This window comes from Labilibaculum filiforme (assembly GCF_002843315.1).
Lineage (GTDB): Bacteria > Bacteroidota > Bacteroidia > Bacteroidales > Marinifilaceae > Labilibaculum > Labilibaculum filiforme.
This window is the reverse complement of sequence record NZ_MVDD01000003.1, coordinates 474,861-492,091: the sequence shown is the minus strand read 5'-3', so window position 1 is coordinate 492,091 and position 17,231 is coordinate 474,861. Positions and strand designations below refer to the sequence as shown.

The 17,231-nt window shown below is 35.4% G+C and carries 15 protein-coding genes; 2 read left to right on the top strand and 13 right to left on the bottom strand.

Going from position 1 to position 17,231, the window contains the following annotated elements:
- Positions 1 to 88 precede the first annotated feature (88 nt).
- The 5 genes from BZG02_RS06745 to BZG02_RS06725 all read right to left on the bottom strand — a co-directional run bounded on the left by BZG02_RS06745 (position 89) and on the right by BZG02_RS06725 (position 7,000).
- Positions 89 to 1,528, bottom strand: a complete 1,440-nt coding sequence (locus BZG02_RS06745) for a reductive dehalogenase (RefSeq protein ID WP_101260644.1) — start codon at positions 1,526 to 1,528, stop codon at positions 89 to 91.
- A gap of 603 nt (positions 1,529 to 2,131) precedes the next feature.
- On the bottom strand, positions 2,132 to 3,496 hold the full coding sequence (locus BZG02_RS06740) for an FAD-dependent oxidoreductase (protein ID WP_101260643.1): 1,365 nt from the start codon (positions 3,494 to 3,496) through the stop codon (positions 2,132 to 2,134).
- A gap of 122 nt (positions 3,497 to 3,618) precedes the next feature.
- A complete protein-coding gene (locus BZG02_RS06735) occupies positions 3,619 to 4,986 on the bottom strand; it encodes an OsmC family protein (protein ID WP_101260642.1) in 1,368 nt (455 codons plus the stop codon).
- Between the two features lie 140 nt (positions 4,987 to 5,126).
- On the bottom strand, positions 5,127 to 5,510 hold the full coding sequence (locus BZG02_RS06730) for a hypothetical protein (protein WP_101260641.1): 384 nt from the start codon (positions 5,508 to 5,510) through the stop codon (positions 5,127 to 5,129).
- A gap of 218 nt (positions 5,511 to 5,728) precedes the next feature.
- Positions 5,729 to 7,000, bottom strand: a complete 1,272-nt coding sequence (locus BZG02_RS06725) for an OsmC family protein (RefSeq protein ID WP_101260640.1) — start codon at positions 6,998 to 7,000, stop codon at positions 5,729 to 5,731.
- Between the two features lie 393 nt (positions 7,001 to 7,393).
- On the opposite strand from BZG02_RS06725, the gene tnpA reads away from it, so the two are divergent.
- Positions 7,394 to 7,840 carry an IS200/IS605 family transposase gene (gene tnpA / locus BZG02_RS06720; RefSeq protein ID WP_101260639.1) on the top strand — a complete coding sequence of 149 codons (447 nt, stop codon included), beginning with the start codon at positions 7,394 to 7,396 and terminating at the stop codon, positions 7,838 to 7,840.
- 385 nt (positions 7,841 to 8,225) lie between these two features.
- Here the strand turns inward: tnpA and BZG02_RS06715 are convergent, their stop codons facing one another.
- The 6 genes from BZG02_RS06715 to BZG02_RS06690 all read right to left on the bottom strand — a co-directional run bounded on the left by BZG02_RS06715 (position 8,226) and on the right by BZG02_RS06690 (position 13,361).
- Positions 8,226 to 8,480, bottom strand: coding sequence for a DUF3861 domain-containing protein (locus BZG02_RS06715; protein WP_101260638.1), 255 nt, complete (start codon positions 8,478 to 8,480; stop codon positions 8,226 to 8,228).
- 56 nt (positions 8,481 to 8,536) lie between these two features.
- A complete protein-coding gene (locus tag BZG02_RS06710) occupies positions 8,537 to 9,823 on the bottom strand; it encodes an OsmC family protein (RefSeq protein WP_101260637.1) in 1,287 nt (428 codons plus the stop codon).
- A gap of 171 nt (positions 9,824 to 9,994) precedes the next feature.
- Positions 9,995 to 10,588 carry a carboxymuconolactone decarboxylase family protein gene (locus tag BZG02_RS06705; protein WP_180335655.1) on the bottom strand — a complete coding sequence of 198 codons (594 nt, stop codon included), beginning with the start codon at positions 10,586 to 10,588 and terminating at the stop codon, positions 9,995 to 9,997.
- Between the two features lie 78 nt (positions 10,589 to 10,666).
- Positions 10,667 to 11,311 (bottom strand): NAD(P)H-binding protein, encoded by a 645-nt coding sequence (locus tag BZG02_RS06700; RefSeq protein ID WP_101260635.1) that lies wholly within the window; start codon positions 11,309 to 11,311, stop codon positions 10,667 to 10,669.
- A gap of 218 nt (positions 11,312 to 11,529) precedes the next feature.
- Positions 11,530 to 12,399, bottom strand: a complete 870-nt coding sequence (locus tag BZG02_RS06695; RefSeq protein WP_101260634.1) for an AraC family transcriptional regulator — start codon at positions 12,397 to 12,399, stop codon at positions 11,530 to 11,532.
- 26 nt (positions 12,400 to 12,425) lie between these two features.
- Complete coding sequence (locus tag BZG02_RS06690) at positions 12,426 to 13,361, bottom strand: helix-turn-helix domain-containing protein (RefSeq protein WP_180335654.1); 936 nt, start codon at positions 13,359 to 13,361, stop codon at positions 12,426 to 12,428.
- Between the two features lie 337 nt (positions 13,362 to 13,698).
- Here BZG02_RS06690 and BZG02_RS06685 point away from each other — a divergent pair, with 337 nt between their 5' ends.
- A complete protein-coding gene (locus BZG02_RS06685) occupies positions 13,699 to 14,502 on the top strand; it encodes a Cof-type HAD-IIB family hydrolase (RefSeq protein ID WP_101260632.1) in 804 nt (267 codons plus the stop codon).
- Between the two features lie 76 nt (positions 14,503 to 14,578).
- On the opposite strand, the gene BZG02_RS06680 is transcribed toward BZG02_RS06685, so the two are convergent.
- Both BZG02_RS06680 and BZG02_RS06675 read right to left on the bottom strand, forming a co-directional pair.
- Positions 14,579 to 15,700, bottom strand: coding sequence for a hypothetical protein (locus BZG02_RS06680; protein WP_101260631.1), 1,122 nt, complete (start codon positions 15,698 to 15,700; stop codon positions 14,579 to 14,581).
- Positions 15,701 to 16,022: 322 nt separating this feature from the next.
- The gene (locus BZG02_RS06675; RefSeq protein ID WP_101260630.1) at positions 16,023 to 17,162 is read right to left on the bottom strand and encodes a YibE/F family protein; all 1,140 of its coding nucleotides are present in this window, start codon (positions 17,160 to 17,162) and stop codon (positions 16,023 to 16,025) included.
- Between the last annotated feature and the right edge of the window lie 69 nt (positions 17,163 to 17,231).

Here is a 17,231-nt window from a genome sequence, read left to right as displayed (position 1 = left end):
TACTCAAACCTCTTGTTGTTATTTTTTTATAGATGATAAGATGGAGATTGGAGATGAAAAAGTCTCCAATCTCAATTCTAATATCTCTTTATGAACGGGATTTATCTAAACCGTAAAGAGGAATATCCATTGGATCTAAATCCCAAGGTGTTTCATTTAAGTCCGGCTCTTCGCCATATCCAAATATATCGTCCATTTTTCGGATTGCTGAATTTAAAAGAGGAGCAGATCCGATTGATAATTTAATGAGGTCATGTATTACCGCGTCATCAAATTTTGTAAATGGACAAACAGTTTGGCAGCGACTACAATCCGGTTCGCCTCCCAGCATAAAAGAATAACACTTTTTGGCATCCATATACCATCCTTTAATTCCTTTTGCCTGATAGGCTTCACCACCTCCCCAGAATGGTTTTTCTTCCATACTAATGGCGCCGGAAGGGCACATTTCTCCGCATTTTTTGCAGGTTTCACAAAATTTGGTGATGCCAGCATCTATCGGTTTTGTAACTGCCAACGGCAGGTCTGTAATCGTTATCAATACAGTTCGAATATCAGTTCCATATTTTGGACTAATCAGAATACCTGCTCTGCCGTACTCTCCCAGTCCTGCCATTACACCAAAACCTACTGAGCGTCCCATAGACTCGGTATCTCCACCATAGGCTTGATATCCTAAACCTCTTAAAAACACACTCAATCTATTTCCGTAAATATTGGCTCTTGAATAACTCATGGTATTACTGGAAGCCCAACTCATCCGCTCGGAGTATTGCTGCATCCATAAGGATTGTGGTATTACAGAGCATACTGCCCACAATTCTTTATTTGGTAACACATATTTGTTTTTTTCTGGTTCTGCGTATCCCTTTTCTACGTCTTCAAATGTAATCTTACCCCACAATAATTTTTTTGTTTTTTCGTCGAGTTTTACAAAGCCCATGTCAGAAGCTCCCATAATTCTTCCTGCAGTTCGTAGCATTTTAGAATTTTCTTCTGGTGTTCCTTCATGTTTCGACACTCCATAATCTTCAGGAGTATAAAACATGGTAGGATGTTCCCACATAGGATTTGCCTTAACATCAGCACCTGCCCAAGGGGAAGCTAAATCCGCACCCGAGCGTCCGCCCCAACCCCAACAGTTAGCATCTGCTAAAGCTCTGTCTTTTAACGAAAGACCAGGAACATTATCTTGAACATTTTTCTTTGTTGATGCAATATTTCTATCGTATATGTCCATGTAATCTTGAGGATTCTCCCAAGAAGCAGGATTGAATAATGTATTCTCAGGGCCATGGAATATTTCCATATTCTCCCAATCAATTTCTACAGTAGGCTCATCTACTTCCTTTACCCAAAACGGTAATTTTCGTTCCGCTAAAGGGGTTTCCATCATTTTATCAAGATTTTTAAATCCAGAAGCATAAGCGGCGGCTCCAAAGCCAACAGCACCAACTCCTAAACCTAATTTTTTCATAAAATCTCTTCGACCTACCGATGAGGGATCTTTTTTATTCGATTTTGCCATATTATCCTCCGTTTTTATTCAACAACTAATTGATTTCCCGTTTTAAAATACTTGCTACACAAAAATAAGAGTCTGGAAGAGTGATAGTAAGGTGCTAAATGAGGAATATATGGTACTTTTCAACGGAGCAATATTTTTTTAACTTGAGCTAACAAAAAATCCTGAAAGACTTTTACTTTCAGGATTTTAAAATTATTAGCAAAGCGATACTTTGCTTGTTCTATTTCATTATTGTGGACTCAGATTAATTGGTCATGTATTAATTAAGTAATTAGTAATTAATAATGGGCAATTAACAATTGCAAAACAAGCCGTATATCAGTTAATTATAAATAACATAATGCGACAGCACATTACTCATAGTACTTAGTGCCAAACCACACAATTAAACTGTGCGAGAACAGAGAGTTTACTTATCTGAGATTATTAGTTTTAAAGATTCTGCTATTTTATTGGCCTAACTTATAACAATAGTTCGGTAAGGTTTAGTAAAGATCTGATAATGAGTGCCTTTTAAACCTGCTGCATTTTTATCAATATGTTGATAATAAGTCGTTTGTAAATCAGTCTCATGTCTTAAATCTCATATCTCACGAATTATTGTTATAATATACAACTATTATATTCATAGATTTTATGAACAGCTTTCATAGCAGCTAAAGCAATTGGATAAGCTGTAGGACCAGCTGTAAGTTTAGGTTGTGTGCCATATTGCATTAACGCTAATTCTGATGCTGTCATATTTTTTTGAATAGCCAAACCTAACATGTTTATCATTTCACCGGTTGAAACACCACCAACGATTTGGGCTCCTATAATCACACCACTTCCTTCAGAGAAAATTAATTTGACTATCTGTTTCGAAGTATCAGGTAAGATTGCAGGATGATGATCAACGCCACTATGTACGCCTACAATTATTCTAAAGCCTTCCGCTTTTGCTTGTTTTTCAGTAAGTCCGGCTGCTCCCATCGAAATATCGTCGAGAGAAGTTGAAAAGATGGCAATGCTACCTTTGGTTTGACGGATAATTCGTAAATCGAATAAGTTCATTCCTGCAACACGCGCTTCGGAAGCGGCGGTTGAGGCTAACATCAATTTCGATTGTTTATTGGTAAAATAGTCACGGTGTTCTACACAGTCACCTACTGCAAAAATATCTTTGATATTTGTACGCATGTAGTCGTCGGTGATAATACCACCGTAAATACCGATGTTTATGCCGCATTCTTTTGCCAAAGAAACATTCGATCTATAACCAATTGCTAGTATTACTTGGTCTGCTTTAATTTCTTCTCCATCTTTAAGCTTTACTGCACTTACCTTTCCGTTTTCGCCTACAATTTTATCTACCAGGGTGTTGGTGCGAATGTTTACACCATGATTTTGTAGAACCCTTGCAGCTGATTCAACTACTTCCTCATCGAAAGCCAATGGCAATATAGAATCCATCGATTCGATAAGTGTTACATTTTTACAAACTTTGCTAAGTTCGTCGCTCATTTCAACACCAATAAAGCCAGCCCCAACCACAACAATATTTTTACCTTGTTTTAATTGTGGCTGTATTGCTTTAATATATTCCATTTCCTTACGAATGGTTACCACACCTTCTAAGTCAACCCCAGGAATAGGAGGTACAAAAGGTACAGAACCTGTAGCAACAATCAATTTGTCGTACGAAACCAGCTCACTATTTTTTAAGCTTAACTGTTTGTTGACACTATCGATTACAGTTACCTCACCGATAAGAACATTTATGCCTCCTTGTTTCATACGTTCAGGATCAATCTGATTATCTTCTACCTTGTTTAAGGTTCCAAAAGTGTAAGGAATACCGCAAGGAACAAGAGATACCGGTTCCTTTTTAATGATCAATATTGATTTGTCTTTATGCAACATTTTTGCAGAAACTGCTGCTGCTCCTCCGGCAGGATTACCGCCAATTATTACTACGTCGTAATTCATTTTATCTTCTATTTTATTTTTGTTTTTTCAGGAAAAAGCCTAAAGCGATAGTTTTTTATATCTCTTTTTACTTCTTGCGTTGATGAATATAAACTTCAATTTTAAATTGAATTATTATAAGACTAATTTATTTCTTTACCGTTCAAATAGCAATGAGTATACATGTCGGTAGCTCCTTTAAAAGCTTCACCAGCAAAACACATCGAGAGAGATTGTTGATAAAAACGATTCAATCTTTCCTGCGATTCATCCGAATCAATTAGAACACTTGAGTGAACGATGTCTGCGAAACCAACCATTTCGGTAGAATTTATATTTTCTTCTCGGTAGTCAATTTGCTGTTCCACTCGAAAATCTCTGCAGTTTAAATCCAACATAGCACTTACAAGTGTCATTTGTGATGTAAGACACAAAGCCGTTCCTGCTGTTACATATTCCAAAGATGTTGGAGCCATAGCTTTTCCTTCCGCACCATTCAACTCATCGGAGTAAAGTTCCCAAGTTTCTGAGCCTGTACTATTAAAAGAAACCGTAACTTTTTTTAAATAAGGTCTATCAGAATTTTCTGCAGACTCTGAGATGGCTAATATTTCAAACACCAAATTTGAAATATCATCCATTGACTGATCACCGATGCCTTTAGCAACCTGTTCGATGTAGTCTGATTTTATCGGTCCATCAGTTATGTGACTTATTTTCAGTCCATCTACATAAGCTTCATCGGTAAGAGTCGTGCCAGGAGTCGCACGATAATTGTCCCAGTTTTTTCCATTCACAACTAAAGTGGGTTTAATCGTAGTTGCATTGGCTAAACCTTCACCAGCAGTCCACGAGTTTAAGGCAATATTTTTTAAGTTTTGGATGGTTTCTTCCGATTCACTGCTTTCAATAATGATATTTGTATGAGTTTCATCAAGAAAACCTGCTCCTTTGGCCGACATCATATCATTCCAGTGAAATTTATTCAATACTTCCACTTTTACATTGTCTAATTCAATATTTAGAACTTTTGCTACTCGAATAATCTGTGTATGCAAATTAGCCGCAACACCTGTTGTCAAATAACTAAGAGGTGATGGGCCGAAACTATTCACCCCTTCTTCAAAACCTTCATCTGCGATCAATTGCCAACCCAAGTAACCATTAGTACCATTAGGTTTCACCATGGCTTTTTTAAGCATTTTTGATGTTTCATTGCGTACCATTTCTGTGATTACAGTAACATTACTGTTGTAATCATCATCGGTTGTTTTGGCAACAACAGGCTTAAAAGAAGTAGTTTGTGGAGCTATTTTATTTCTATCAATAGTCTGATATTCTTGATATGCATCATAATTCGCTCCGCTCTTCATCATAAACGACACCATGTTTCTTTGCTCACTTGGCATTTTAAACCAAATAATAGCGACTATTGAGGCTACGACAAGTAAAATGGCAACTATGGATACTGTAATTTTAGATTTACGACTCCGGTGTTTCTTTGTATTCATTTTTATGTTTTTTATAATTTTTCTTGTTGAATTCAATAACTTATTTAGAAACAAAGCTATCGATTACCCTTGTAGTTGATAGGTAACTAATTCCTGATAATCTGGTACTTTTCAACGAAATTGAGTGCTACTTATGAATTTTATTTTTGTTGGCTATTTTTATTTTGTTGGCTCCTTATTTTCAAAACAACACGCACAAGAATAAACACAGCTACAATACTTAGTACAATTGTTCTTTCGGAGATGGAATAATCAGCTGTTTCGTTTACAAAACCAGAAGTCCATTCAGCTAATTCGTTAATAACAAATTTAAGGATATAGCGAACAGCAAAAATCGAGGCAATAAGCACAGGAATTAAACTGTACTTTACTACAGGATATTTGTCTATTACTGGAAACTTATCTTTTAGTACTCTGAAAGGGGCTGTAAATTTATTCGTGATATTCTTATAAATCCACAATAGCAAAGCTTTTCCTCTATCCAATAGTGTTGTATAATTCATCCCTTGTATAATTTGATTCATCTTTTAAACTGTTGAAATATTACTCTGCAAAGATGCTGAGTAAAACAAACTAAGTAAAGGTTAATCAAAGAGAAGGAAGGGTAAATGTGTAACCTCATGTTAGTTCGTGCATAAAAAGAGCTTTTTTATTTACATTCGGTAAGCTTCTTAAAATAAAAAACCTACCTGAGACGATAATCTCAAATAGGTCTTTTTAATGTTAATCATTTACTGAAATACTATTTTACAAGCTTTCCATTCAAATAAATACTTGTTTCCATTTCAGTTTCATATACTATTCCTTCTCCAGCAAAACAACAACGAAGAGATTGAACAGCAAATTCATTTGCCAATTCTTTATCGGCATCACTTTTAACCAAGATTCGAGTGACTACATCGGTCATTTCGCCTGTCATTGTAGGGGTCATAAAATTACTTTCTCTGTAATTAAACTGGTGCTCAACACCAAAATCATCAATGTTAATCCTTTTTTTTGCGAAATACTTCTGGTTTGGCGTCAATTGGCTCATCAAACAAAAGGATGTTCCTAAAGTAAAATATTCTCTTGATGTAGGTGCTGCGTTTATACCTTCGTAACCACGACTATCGTCAGAATAAAGTTCCCAGGTTTCGTAGTGTGCAGTTAAGGATTTTGCTCTTATCTTGTGTAAGTATGGACGCTTAGGATCATTAGCCGATTCAGCAATACCCACTTCAGAGAAAATCATGTCTTTTGGAAAATTGTTCATATCCATATCAAGGTCAGGCTTAACTTCAATTGTTTGCAAATTTAAAGGCGAAGTTGTATTAGTAATTGTACGACCATTATCGGTAGAAACGGGCGAAGGAATTTGTCCTGTTTGTGCAGCTTTTCCATCCCAATCGGCACCATTAATTATATTTGCTTTGTTAATTGGGGTTTTGTTAGCTAAAGATTCTCCAATCGACCAAGCTCTAACTGCCATTTCCTTTAGTTCTTTAATTTTTTCTATTGGTTCATTACTTTTTACAATGATATTGGTTACCACTTTATCGGTAAATCCCGACCATTTATCGGTCATGATATCGCTCCATCTAAAAAAGAATTCAGTTTCCACCTTTACACTTTCAACATCTAAACCCATTATTTGTATACTTCTTTCTACCTGAGTCAGCAGATCCGAAGCAGCTCCAGACGTAAAGTAAGTTAGTGGGTTTGGAGCACTTTGTGGATTCCCTCCTTCATCACTGGTCATTTGCCACGCGCTAAGCTTATCTTCGCCTACAGTTTTTACAACCCCTTTTTTTAGGAAAGGTTTTTCTTGGTTTAAAATTCTTTTTGCTGAGGTCACTACATTTTCGCTAATAGCTCCATTTACAGGTGTTGCTTTGGTAGGATAAAATGTAGTAGGCTGGTTAAAGTTATCCACTCTTTTTACTACCGTATAATTCTCTTGTGCATAAGCTGCTGTTGTACTAATTAATAGTGCAATAAGAACGGTTACAAGGTTTACATTTCTTTTTGTTTTCATCTTTATAATTTTTTTACGTTAATATGTTATTTGATTTTAATATCTGTTGAAATATTACATTACAAAGATGCGGGGAAAACAAATCTGGCAAAAGGTTAATAAAAGAGAAGGAATGGTAAATGTGTAACCTAACGTATTTTTCGTATAGTATTCTGCTTAAAATGAGTATTGGGTAGGTGTATTTTTATGATGGGTGAGGAAAGGTTTAAGATAAAAAATCAATTAATCACGGAAATGTCCTGAAAGGACAGCACGTAAAAGCGTAGGAAGTAAACCTACGTTGCAATGCGCGACTAAACAAAGGACTGAAAGGCCGACACTTAATAAACCAAAGAGTAATGGTGAAAATGTAATTTAATTACATAAATTTATCAATCCATAAAACTAAATATCATGCCACAATCATTAGCAAAAGTTTATATACACATTGTTTTTTCAACAAAATATTGTAAGCCAATTATCAAAAAAGAAATTCAAAAAGACTTACATGCCTACATGGTGGGAACTATTGCTAACCTAAAAAGTTATACGAACGAAATTTATGCAAATACCGACCATGTGCACATTTTGTGCAACTTACCACGAACGATTACCCTTGCTGATTTTATTTCAAAAATTAAATCATCATCATCGAAATGGATAAAAGAAAATGGGGTGCTAAATTTTGGTTGGCAAAATGGATATGGAGTATTTTCCGTAAGTTCGTCAAAGATTGAGATTGTGGCCAAATATATCCGAAGCCAAGAAGAACATCATAAAAAGAAATCGTTTAAGGACGAGTTACGGGCATTTTTTAAGGAATATGGGATTGATTATGATGAGCGTTATGTTTGGGATTAAATCTATTTGACTCGTATCGGGCTTTCAGCCCTTGATTTTACCGTAACATATAAAAACACAGGGTAAACCCTGTGCTTTTATGTGTCAGGGCTTTGCCCTTTTATTGGTATTTAATTTCAACCCCCTTTCGGGGCTGTTTAGTCTCTGTTTTTCCACCACGGGTTTCACCCGTGGTTATTCATGTTTAGTCCTTTCAGGACTTCTTTGGTGTTAGTTTTAAAATATTTAGCCAACACTCATTTTTTTGATATAATCTATTTATAAAATAATCGACTAAAAGCCACAAACAAAGCTTCGCTGTGCATTATTCATCAGCTTAGTTTCACTTGTGGCTTTATTCCATTCAATAAGTGGAGAATCCAACTAAAAGTAATTACCTCCCCTTTTAAGCTCCTTTTAATCCTTTCATAAAATCTTTGAAATGAGGCAAAAAATCTTTGAATAAAGAATTCGATTTTTGTTTCATCATAACCCCAGTAAATAATTTTAAACCCAGACCAAATGCGGCAGCATCTTCTCCGAGATTGGGATGTTGTTTTAATTTCTCAACAATTGCAAGTATATTCTCGTGACTTTCGGCTTCAAAAGTGAGTGTGTTTTCATCCGAAATCTCTTCTACTGTAATTTTATATTGTTTCATATTATTCTTAAACGCCATTGTAATTTTTAAATGAATTATTTAATTTTCTTTTGTCTTTACTTAAGCAGTTTTCCATTTTTAGAAACACTAATTTCCGTTGTAGTGGCATTTGTTACAGCTTCTCCAGCAAAACATGTTCGAAGAGCTTGGCTTGCAAAATCACTCATTACCTTTTCACTAGCATTGCTCTTTATTAGTATTCTTGTAGTCACACCATCAACATGACCTGTAGCCGATGGAGTCATATAATTATCTACCTGATAATTGAATTGATGCTCCACACGATAGTCATCGAATTCAATACCCTGATGGTTGTAAAATTCTGACCATCCAGTTAGTTGACTCATTAGACACAAACTGGTACCTGCAGTAAAGTAATCGCTTGAAGTCGGGGCTTTGTCTATGCCTTCACACTCACGACTATCATCAGCATAAATATCCCATGCCAAGTAGTTTTCCTGAATTGCTCTGATTTTTATTTTATGCAAATAAGGTCGTTGAACATCATTGGCCGACTCAGAAATACTTACCACTTCGAATATAAATGGATTTGTGAATTCTGCCATGCTAACATCAATACCCAGCTCAAAACTCTCCGGTTCAGGTTGATTTCCTTTCGATGTGATTTTCATGCCATTATCATACGAATCGGGACCAGCTACTTTTCCCAAGCGAGCAGATTCTGTCTCCCAAATTCTTGTATTCAATGCAAATTGTGCATCTACAGGCGTTGGGTTTGTAATACATTCTCCAATAGCCCATGCCTGAACAGCCATTCTCTTTACTTCAGCAATTTTCTCTGCTGGCTCATTACTATCAATAAGAATATTGGCAATAAGTTTATCGGTAAACCCTGTCCATTTCGGAGTGAAAGGATCGTTGAACCTAAAAAACACTTTAGCTTCTACTTTTGCACTAACAACATCTAAACTCAACATTTTTATAGCCTGTTCAACACGAGTTAGTAAACTTGATGAGATACCACCTACCATATAACTCAATGGGTTTGGAGCCGATTGCGCATAAGTATGGCCACCCTCATCACATAAAAATTCCCATGCACTAAAGCCTTTTTTACCTATTGGTTGTGCGCATACTTTCTTTAGCATGGCTGTTTTTTCATTTAATACTCTACTTGAAACCGTAGCCACGCTCTCGGTATAAGTGCCATTTACAGGGCTTGCATTTTCTGGCTGAAATCCTGCTGGTCTTGGACCAATATCACTTCTCGATATTACATTATAGTCTATTGAAGCTCCATTGCTTTGAGCATTAATTGTTCCTCCACTAATAAAAAGAGCAGTTAGAATCGTTAGGATGAACACATTTTTAATTGTTTTCATTTCTCTTCGTTTTTTATTAAATCTATTTTCTATTTATTTTAATTCAGTTGGCAAGAGAACTACTTTTCTTTTTTGAATACTTGATTCAAAAAGCTCAAGCCTTGTTTTTCTAAAAATCATGTAAAAGCACTTTTATAAATCACTGTTTTCAAGAAGTGTGTAGAACAAAGATTAGACTCTACGACAAGTATTAAATAATTTTTCAAAGCCAAGTTGGATAATTGCAACAGGAAGCAGAACAAGAATTCCTAAGGAAATGCCAAGCTCATTATAAAGTTTGCTTCCGTTCATCTTTTTTCCTTTAAATCTGCTTAAGAAAGCATCTAAGGCAATGCCATGAATGTTGGCAGTCATTATAATTCTAATCATAGCCAAAATATCAGTTGCTTTCTGTGCTCCATAATGCTTCACAAATTTCGCATACGTTTCCTTATCAGGATTTCCATCAGTATCGGCATAATGTTGAGCAAACAGCAGAGCAACAGATTCGTCCTTACCTTCTTCGCCAAATTCCCCATTAAGCATTCTATTTATTTCATCTTCGGAAGCACCTGCGTCAATTGCATTCTTGGTATGTACGTAGTTGCAATACCTACAGCCATTTACTTGTGTTACGGCCAGCATTATTTTCTCGCTGAAAGCTTTGTTAACATTGCCGTTTTTTCTTGCTTTTCGTAAATCCGAAAAGCTTGCAATTGCTATTTTTAAATGCTTGTAGAAAGCTGATGGTGTAAATATTCTAGCTTTTAATTCTTTTGTTTTCATTGCACATGTAGTTTTATAAAAATTCGTAATATGCATTTAATGCTTATTTCAAAAGTTGGATATTTTATTAGATAGGTTCTATTTAGTACCTACCACCGGGGCCTTTTTAATCCACTTGTTACTGGTAATTTCAGCAAGCATAAAATCGCTTAACTGATTTACATCAACAGTATTACCAATGAATTTATTTTTATCAGCCACGAATTCGCCCTCTACCTTTTCTTTAATAAAGGGAGGACGTATAGTTGTCCAAGCCAGATTGCTTTGTTCAAGTAAACGAAGTTCTCGATCTTTAATATTGATGATTGATTTAGATATGGTCATTAACTTTACGCGCAAAAGCTTGCGAGCAAAAGGTAAGTTCTCGTGTTCCTTTTTTACTCCTGCACTCGAAATGCTGATCCAACGGGTTTGTTTATTAGCTTGCATCTGTTTAATAATAAAAGCTAGCGAATTTATGTAGTTATCTTCATCCTCAGATGATAATTTTCGATTCTTTGGTGAACCAATGGTGGAGAGAATTACTTCTGAACCTTCCAAGGCTTTTTGTAGTTTGTCTTTATCGAAATAATTTCCTTCAATCACTTCAATTGCATGTTTAAAGTCATGCAATTCCTCAGCATCTAAGGCTAATGCTTTAATGTTGAAGTTTTTATCAATAGCTTTTTGCAAAAGAATTTTGCCAACAAAGCCAGTTGCGCCTAAAATTGTTATTTGTTTCATCTTTGAAATATTACAATACAAAGATGCAGGGAAAACGAACTGAGGGAAAGGTGAATAGTAGCAAATGGATGGTAAATGTATAACCTATGAAAAATTAGGCGTGCTAATTCAATTTCGTATGCTGAATTTATTTTAGCATATCGAAGTAAAACAATAGGTTTTAATCTGCCAGCTGACAGACAGAACAACGAAGCCAAAGCTTACGATTTAACTATTTTCTAAGCCAAAGCATTACGAAATTCAACGGGTGTTAAACTAGTGTGTTTCTTAAAATATTTAAGGAAATTTGTAGGTTCATCGAAACCTAAAGTAAAGGCAATTTCTTTTACCGAAAGCGAAGTCGAAACCAGCATTCGTTTAGCCTCAAGAATGACATAATTATCGATAAATGATTTCGCCGTGGTTTTTACAATTTCTTTGCTCACCTCGTTTAAGTGTTTGTAGGAAATAGCAATATCGGAAGCATACACCTTAGCATCACGGGTTTTTGAATAGTTTTGCTCAACAAGAAGTTTAAACTGATTAAAGTACTCCAGATATCTATTGTCGACAGAAGTTGTTACCAAATGCGTATTCGCATCGTTTAATTTTAGCAAGTAAACAGTCAATAAGGCTGCTATAATATTTGGCAGTGAAGACGAGTCGCTTTTCAGCTCCTCTTTTAACTTGTTGAATAGAATTTGATTGTAGTCGGGATTGTTAAGTTTTTCTTGTCTTAAAAAATAATTGTATAAATGGTTAATTCGAGCGATAGATGCCTGAGCCATATATTTCTGCATAAAAGCTTCGGAAAAAACTACTAAATATCCTTTGTACTCGGTGTGTTCTTCAAACGCATGTATCTGTCCTTTCGCAATAACTATTACATCGCCTTTTTGCAAGGTATGAACTTTAAAATCAACAATATGGTTGACTTCTCCTTCCGTAATAATCAGTATGGCATAAAAATTTAAACGGTGCGGCAAATAAGGACTGTGGTCTGATGGATTTAGGTCGTCAGTTATTAATTCTTCTAGTATGAAAAATTGAAATCCACTTATTTGTAATTCTTTGTCTTTCCAAAAGCTTATTTCCGGAATGTATTTCATAGTGTTTAATCTATCCTGATGAGAATTTATAGCAACTTAATTTTATATTTTTTTCGGATTTCTTTTCGGTAGTTTAATGGGCTTTGTCCTGTTTCACGTTTAAAAAATCTGCTGAAATAGGATGTATCTTCAAAATTAAGTGCGTAGCCAATTTCTGCGGTGGTTAATTCGGTATTGGCTAATCTTCTTTTTGCTTCAAAAATTATCTCTTGTCTAATTAGTTGGCCTGGCGAATAGCCGGTAATATTTTTAACGGTATCTCTAAGGTGAGTAGAGCTTATTCCGATGAGATCAGCGTATGCTTGAACAGAACGGATAACAAGATAATTTTCAGAAACTAACTGTCTGAATTTACGAACCATTGTATTGGAAGGATCTAAAATATTTGTTGGTTGATCATTAGCATAAATACGAAGCAGATTTACCAATAAAATATGCGAATAAGCTCTAAGCATTGAAAGACTACTTTCCGATTTTCGCGAGTACTCTTCTTTTATATTATTAAGTATTTCTTGAATCTTGGGTAAATTCTCATCATTAATGCGAACATACGGGGCTTCACTTAAGCCTTTAAAAATACCTAAATCACCCTCTTGGTTGAAAGCTGTTGTAGGTGGAATTAAAAATTCTCTTGGAAAAAGAATCACTTTTCCTTTTAATGGTTTTTTTAATTTCCATAAATGGATTTGTCCTTTTGAGAGAAAATAAAAACAAGGTGGCTTTATCTCATAAGTCTCGTAATCAATGATATGTTGCCCTGCACCATCTTCAATAAATAGAATTTCAAAATAATCATGACGATGAGGAGTTTCGGTTTGCGCTCTATTGTGCATAAAGCCAAATTGAGTCATTACAAATGGAAAGTTTGGATCAATAGAAAGAACAGGGTGACCGTCATTTATATTTACATACTTATAGGTTTCTGAATAATGATGAAATGGCAGGTCTTTTTTATTGTTCATAGTCATCTAATTTCTTTCTAATGATCTAAATCTAACACAAATAATTCAACTTCTAAAAATTCAGCAATATTAATGTTCATTTCCCTTTTTAGTGAGCAATTAAAAAACTGGATTCTTTACGTTGGAATCTAAACTTAATATGGATTTAAGATTTACTTACAGGATTATTCAAGAATTGTTTTTACTTTCGCAAGCTGAAAATGAAGACTAACGCATTGTTTGTTAGCCAAAATGAAATATTCCCAGGCAATATACTTTAATTGAAAAATCTCTAATTGAAAATCATTTTAAAAGGAGGAAGAAAGAGTTGGGTGAGGGAGATGATAGAATGTAAGAGATGAAATATAAAATGTTAGTCCTCGATTTGGACGATACGCTTTTGTGCGATAATCACCGTATATCAGTAAGAAATAAAGAGATGCTAATTAGGGCGCAGGAGAAAGGTGTTTACGTTATTTTGGCTTCGGGCCGACCAACACCTGCCATGCTTCGTTATGCCGATGAACTCGAATTAAAAAAATATGGATCGTATATTATCTCGTACAATGGGGCAATTATTACCGATCTTAAGCAGGGAAAAAGTATTTTCGAACAAAGTTTAAGTAAGGAACAAGTTCACGATTTGCACGATTTTTCGATGGCAAACAATGTGGATATTCTTACCTATACTTCCGATAGTATTATTAGCGAGAGAACTTCGAAATATATTGATATTGAGGTGCAGCTTACACAGATGAAATTTAATAAAGTTGATGATTTTAAGGCCGCGGTAACTGAAGCCGCGGTGAAATGTATTCTTTTAGAGGAACCAGAATATTTAAAAATGGTAGAGGCAAAATTGAAGCATGAAAAGCCAAATAAGAGCGTTGCTATTTCGAAACCATTTTTTTTGGAGGTAATGTCGCAAGGTATCGATAAGGCAGCAAGTATTGCCCGATTGGCTGAAAAATTAGGTATTCTTCGCGAGGAGATTATTGCGGTAGGCAATGCAGGTAACGATTTAACGATGGTAGAGTATGCCGGATTGGGCGTTTGGGTAGATAATGTTACGCCAGAGTTGCGCGATCGTGCCGATGTTATTGTTGCATCGAATAACAAGGATGGTGTTGCCGAAGTGGTTGAAAAATACCTTCTAAATTAGAAGCTGATTTTCCGGATAAATAAAGAATTGAGGCTCCGACTTTAAGTCGGATTCTCAATAAAATCGCAAGTTACTTTTAAAACATTTTTCGGTAGCAACGCTTTCTCTTGTGCTGAATATGATCGAACGATTTCCAAAGTTGAATTGCTACATGATTATTTTCCAGCATTCCGGTTGTTTCTGCAAACTTTAGTCCGTCGCTGTTCGATGTTTTTAATAGTTCATGCATTAATATCGATACAAAACCCAGTTTTTGACAGTCGTGATCAATTCCGGTCAGCATTAGATCCATCTCGGTAGGATGTTTTAAGGCTTTTCGCAAATGCCACCATCCGAAAGGCAATAATTTGCCTTTGGCTTTTTGCAATGCTTTCGATAAGGAAGGCAAAGCAATAATGAATCCAACCAATTTATCTTCTTTGTCTAAAATGATTTTAACGTATCGTGGATTAAGGATTGGAAAGTATTTCGAAATGTAAAAACGGATTAGCTTTTCGGGTAGTTTAATAGATCCAAATAAATCGGAGAAAGCATCATTAAAAACTTTAAATATTTTTTCTTTATAGGGTTCCAGTTCTTTTTTTGATGTAAAATTTACAGTCTGTAAACCATATCTTTTCTTAATTAATTCGGCAATTCGACCAGCTTTAGCTGGTGTTTCTTTTGGCAAGTTGATTCTAAATTCCAACCAATCAATTTCCTTCAAATATGCCAATCTTTCGAAATGTTTTTCATAGTAGGCAAAATGATAATCGGAAGCCATGGAAGGAAGCCATTCGTGTCCTTCAATCAATAAACCGGCATGGTCTAAGTTCGAAAATCCTAGTGGTCCGCTCACACCAATCATTCCTTCTTTTTTCAGCCATTCTTCTGCGGTTTCAAAGAGTTTTTCGGAAACGTCATAGCTATCAATAAATTCCATGCGAGTAACACGACCAATTTTTTCACCTTGGTTTTCAATACACAAGTGGTTTACAATCGCACCAATTCGTCCTACAATTTTTCCATTTTTGTAAGCCAGCCAAAATTTAGCCTTGCAAAAATCAAAAGCAGGGTTCTTTTCGGGGAGTAAGAGCTCCAGTTCTCCAGCTTTAAAAGGAGGAACCCAAAATTTATTGTCCTTATATAATTTAAACGGAAAGTTTACGAACTTTTTACGTTGAATTTGATTCTGAACTTCTACAATTTGGATACTCATAAAGGGAAAATATTTTTTTGGAGCATGTAGCTTTAATGAATAATACTCTTTTTTTAGTTTCGGAGCTAAAGAAAGCTATTCGTATTGATACTTACTTCTGATTTTTTTGGAAAATTCTATATTTAGAATGATTATGGTTAATGTCTGTTTTTGTACGGATTTTAATAAATATAAACTGCCATTGTTTTCGATTTAGCAGCTCATTTTTAAGTGTAATTTTCTGTTCACTTCAATAAAAATTTAGTTTTCATTTTAGAAAGGCCGAAGCAAGGAACTTGTTTTCTGCTTATTGTTTGAGCGAATAGAGGAACACACAATAAATTTAAATTCTTTTTTTTCGTGTAAACACCCAGGCGCCAATAATTGCTGTAAAAGGAGCTACTAAAACCAGTCCAAAACTGCCTACCAAAGTATGTAGTATTTCGCCAGAAACGTAATTTAGGTTTAAAATGTTTACCATCGGAGTTCCTTGTGCAATAAATACCATTAATAAGGCCGAGAATCCTCCCGAGTAGGCAAGAAGCAAGGTGGTTGTCATGGTTCCCACAACCGCTTTTCCTACCGAGAAACCCGAGTGACGCAATTCTTTGGCAGTTATACCTTTGTTTTGTTGGTACACCTCAGCTTGCGAAGCGGCAATGTCCATCGAAATATCCATTACTGCTCCCGATGAGGAAATGAAAATCCCGGCAAGGAAAATTTCAGTTAAGTTTAAGTAGGAATAACCCGAATAAAGAAGTGTTTCGGAAAATGGCTTAATGGCTCCGTGAATATTAAATAGATTTCCAAAGAGTATTGCCATAAAACAGGTAATGGCAATTCCACTCATGGCACCAAAAAAGGCAACCAAACCTTTTCTATTGGTGCCAGCCACCAAAAAGATGATTACTGAAGTAAGCAAAGCTACAATTGCCAGAGAGAGTGGAATAGGAGCGTAGCCTTTTAGTAGACCAGGCAGTAGTAGTTTCCAAATAGTAATTCCAGCAAACAGAAACGAAAGCATTGCTTTTACACCAGTCCATCCTGCAAACGAAATTAAAAAGAGAACAAATAAACCAAGTAAAAAAGCTTCGAGGTTAATTCGATAATGATCGATTACATTGGCACTAATAATTTTAGATTTATCTTGGTTGAAATTCAGAACAGTGAGTGTTTTATCGCCAGCAACAAAATATTTATCAAACTCCATTCTTCCAATCAGCTGATTAAATGCAGTTAATTCTTTTCCCTTGAATTTTCCATTCAAAATTCTAATTTGAAGGGTTTGCGAACCGGTTTTTATAATTCCGGTTGCTACTACCATCGAGTTGTCTGTTTCTAAAACTAAAGCTTTTACTCGTTCCGAATTTTTAGAACCGTTTTCAGAAAATCCTGTTGGAAGATAAAGGATTATAGTGCTTAAGATCAGAAGTAAAGCAACTAATGCAAGGTCTGACTTTTGTGGAAGTTTGAATTTTAACATGCGTATAAAGGTATTAAAAAAACGTAAGTCATATAGCGTAATGTACGGACGAAACGGGAAAAAAATAGG

Coding starts and splice junctions, on each gene's coding strand:
- BZG02_RS06745 (WP_101260644.1), bottom strand. CDS start 1,528: ATGGCAAAATCGAATAAAAAAGATCCCTCATCGGTAGGTCGAAGAGAT.
- BZG02_RS06740 (WP_101260643.1), bottom strand. CDS start 3,496: ATGAATTACGACGTAGTAATAATTGGCGGTAATCCTGCCGGAGGAGCA.
- BZG02_RS06735 (WP_101260642.1), bottom strand. CDS start 4,986: ATGAATACAAAGAAACACCGGAGTCGTAAATCTAAAATTACAGTATCC.
- BZG02_RS06730 (WP_101260641.1), bottom strand. CDS start 5,510: ATGAATCAAATTATACAAGGGATGAATTATACAACACTATTGGATAGA.
- BZG02_RS06725 (WP_101260640.1), bottom strand. CDS start 7,000: ATGAAAACAAAAAGAAATGTAAACCTTGTAACCGTTCTTATTGCACTA.
- tnpA (WP_101260639.1), top strand. CDS start 7,394: ATGCCACAATCATTAGCAAAAGTTTATATACACATTGTTTTTTCAACA.
- BZG02_RS06715 (WP_101260638.1), bottom strand. CDS start 8,480: ATGAAACAATATAAAATTACAGTAGAAGAGATTTCGGATGAAAACACA.
- BZG02_RS06710 (WP_101260637.1), bottom strand. CDS start 9,823: ATGAAAACAATTAAAAATGTGTTCATCCTAACGATTCTAACTGCTCTT.
- BZG02_RS06705 (WP_180335655.1), bottom strand. CDS start 10,588: ATGAAAACAAAAGAATTAAAAGCTAGAATATTTACACCATCAGCTTTC.
- BZG02_RS06700 (WP_101260635.1), bottom strand. CDS start 11,311: ATGAAACAAATAACAATTTTAGGCGCAACTGGCTTTGTTGGCAAAATT.
- BZG02_RS06695 (WP_101260634.1), bottom strand. CDS start 12,399: ATGAAATACATTCCGGAAATAAGCTTTTGGAAAGACAAAGAATTACAA.
- BZG02_RS06690 (WP_180335654.1), bottom strand. CDS start 13,361: ATGAACAATAAAAAAGACCTGCCATTTCATCATTATTCAGAAACCTAT.
- BZG02_RS06685 (WP_101260632.1), top strand. CDS start 13,699: ATGAAATATAAAATGTTAGTCCTCGATTTGGACGATACGCTTTTGTGC.
- BZG02_RS06680 (WP_101260631.1), bottom strand. CDS start 15,700: ATGAGTATCCAAATTGTAGAAGTTCAGAATCAAATTCAACGTAAAAAG.
- BZG02_RS06675 (WP_101260630.1), bottom strand. CDS start 17,162: ATGTTAAAATTCAAACTTCCACAAAAGTCAGACCTTGCATTAGTTGCT.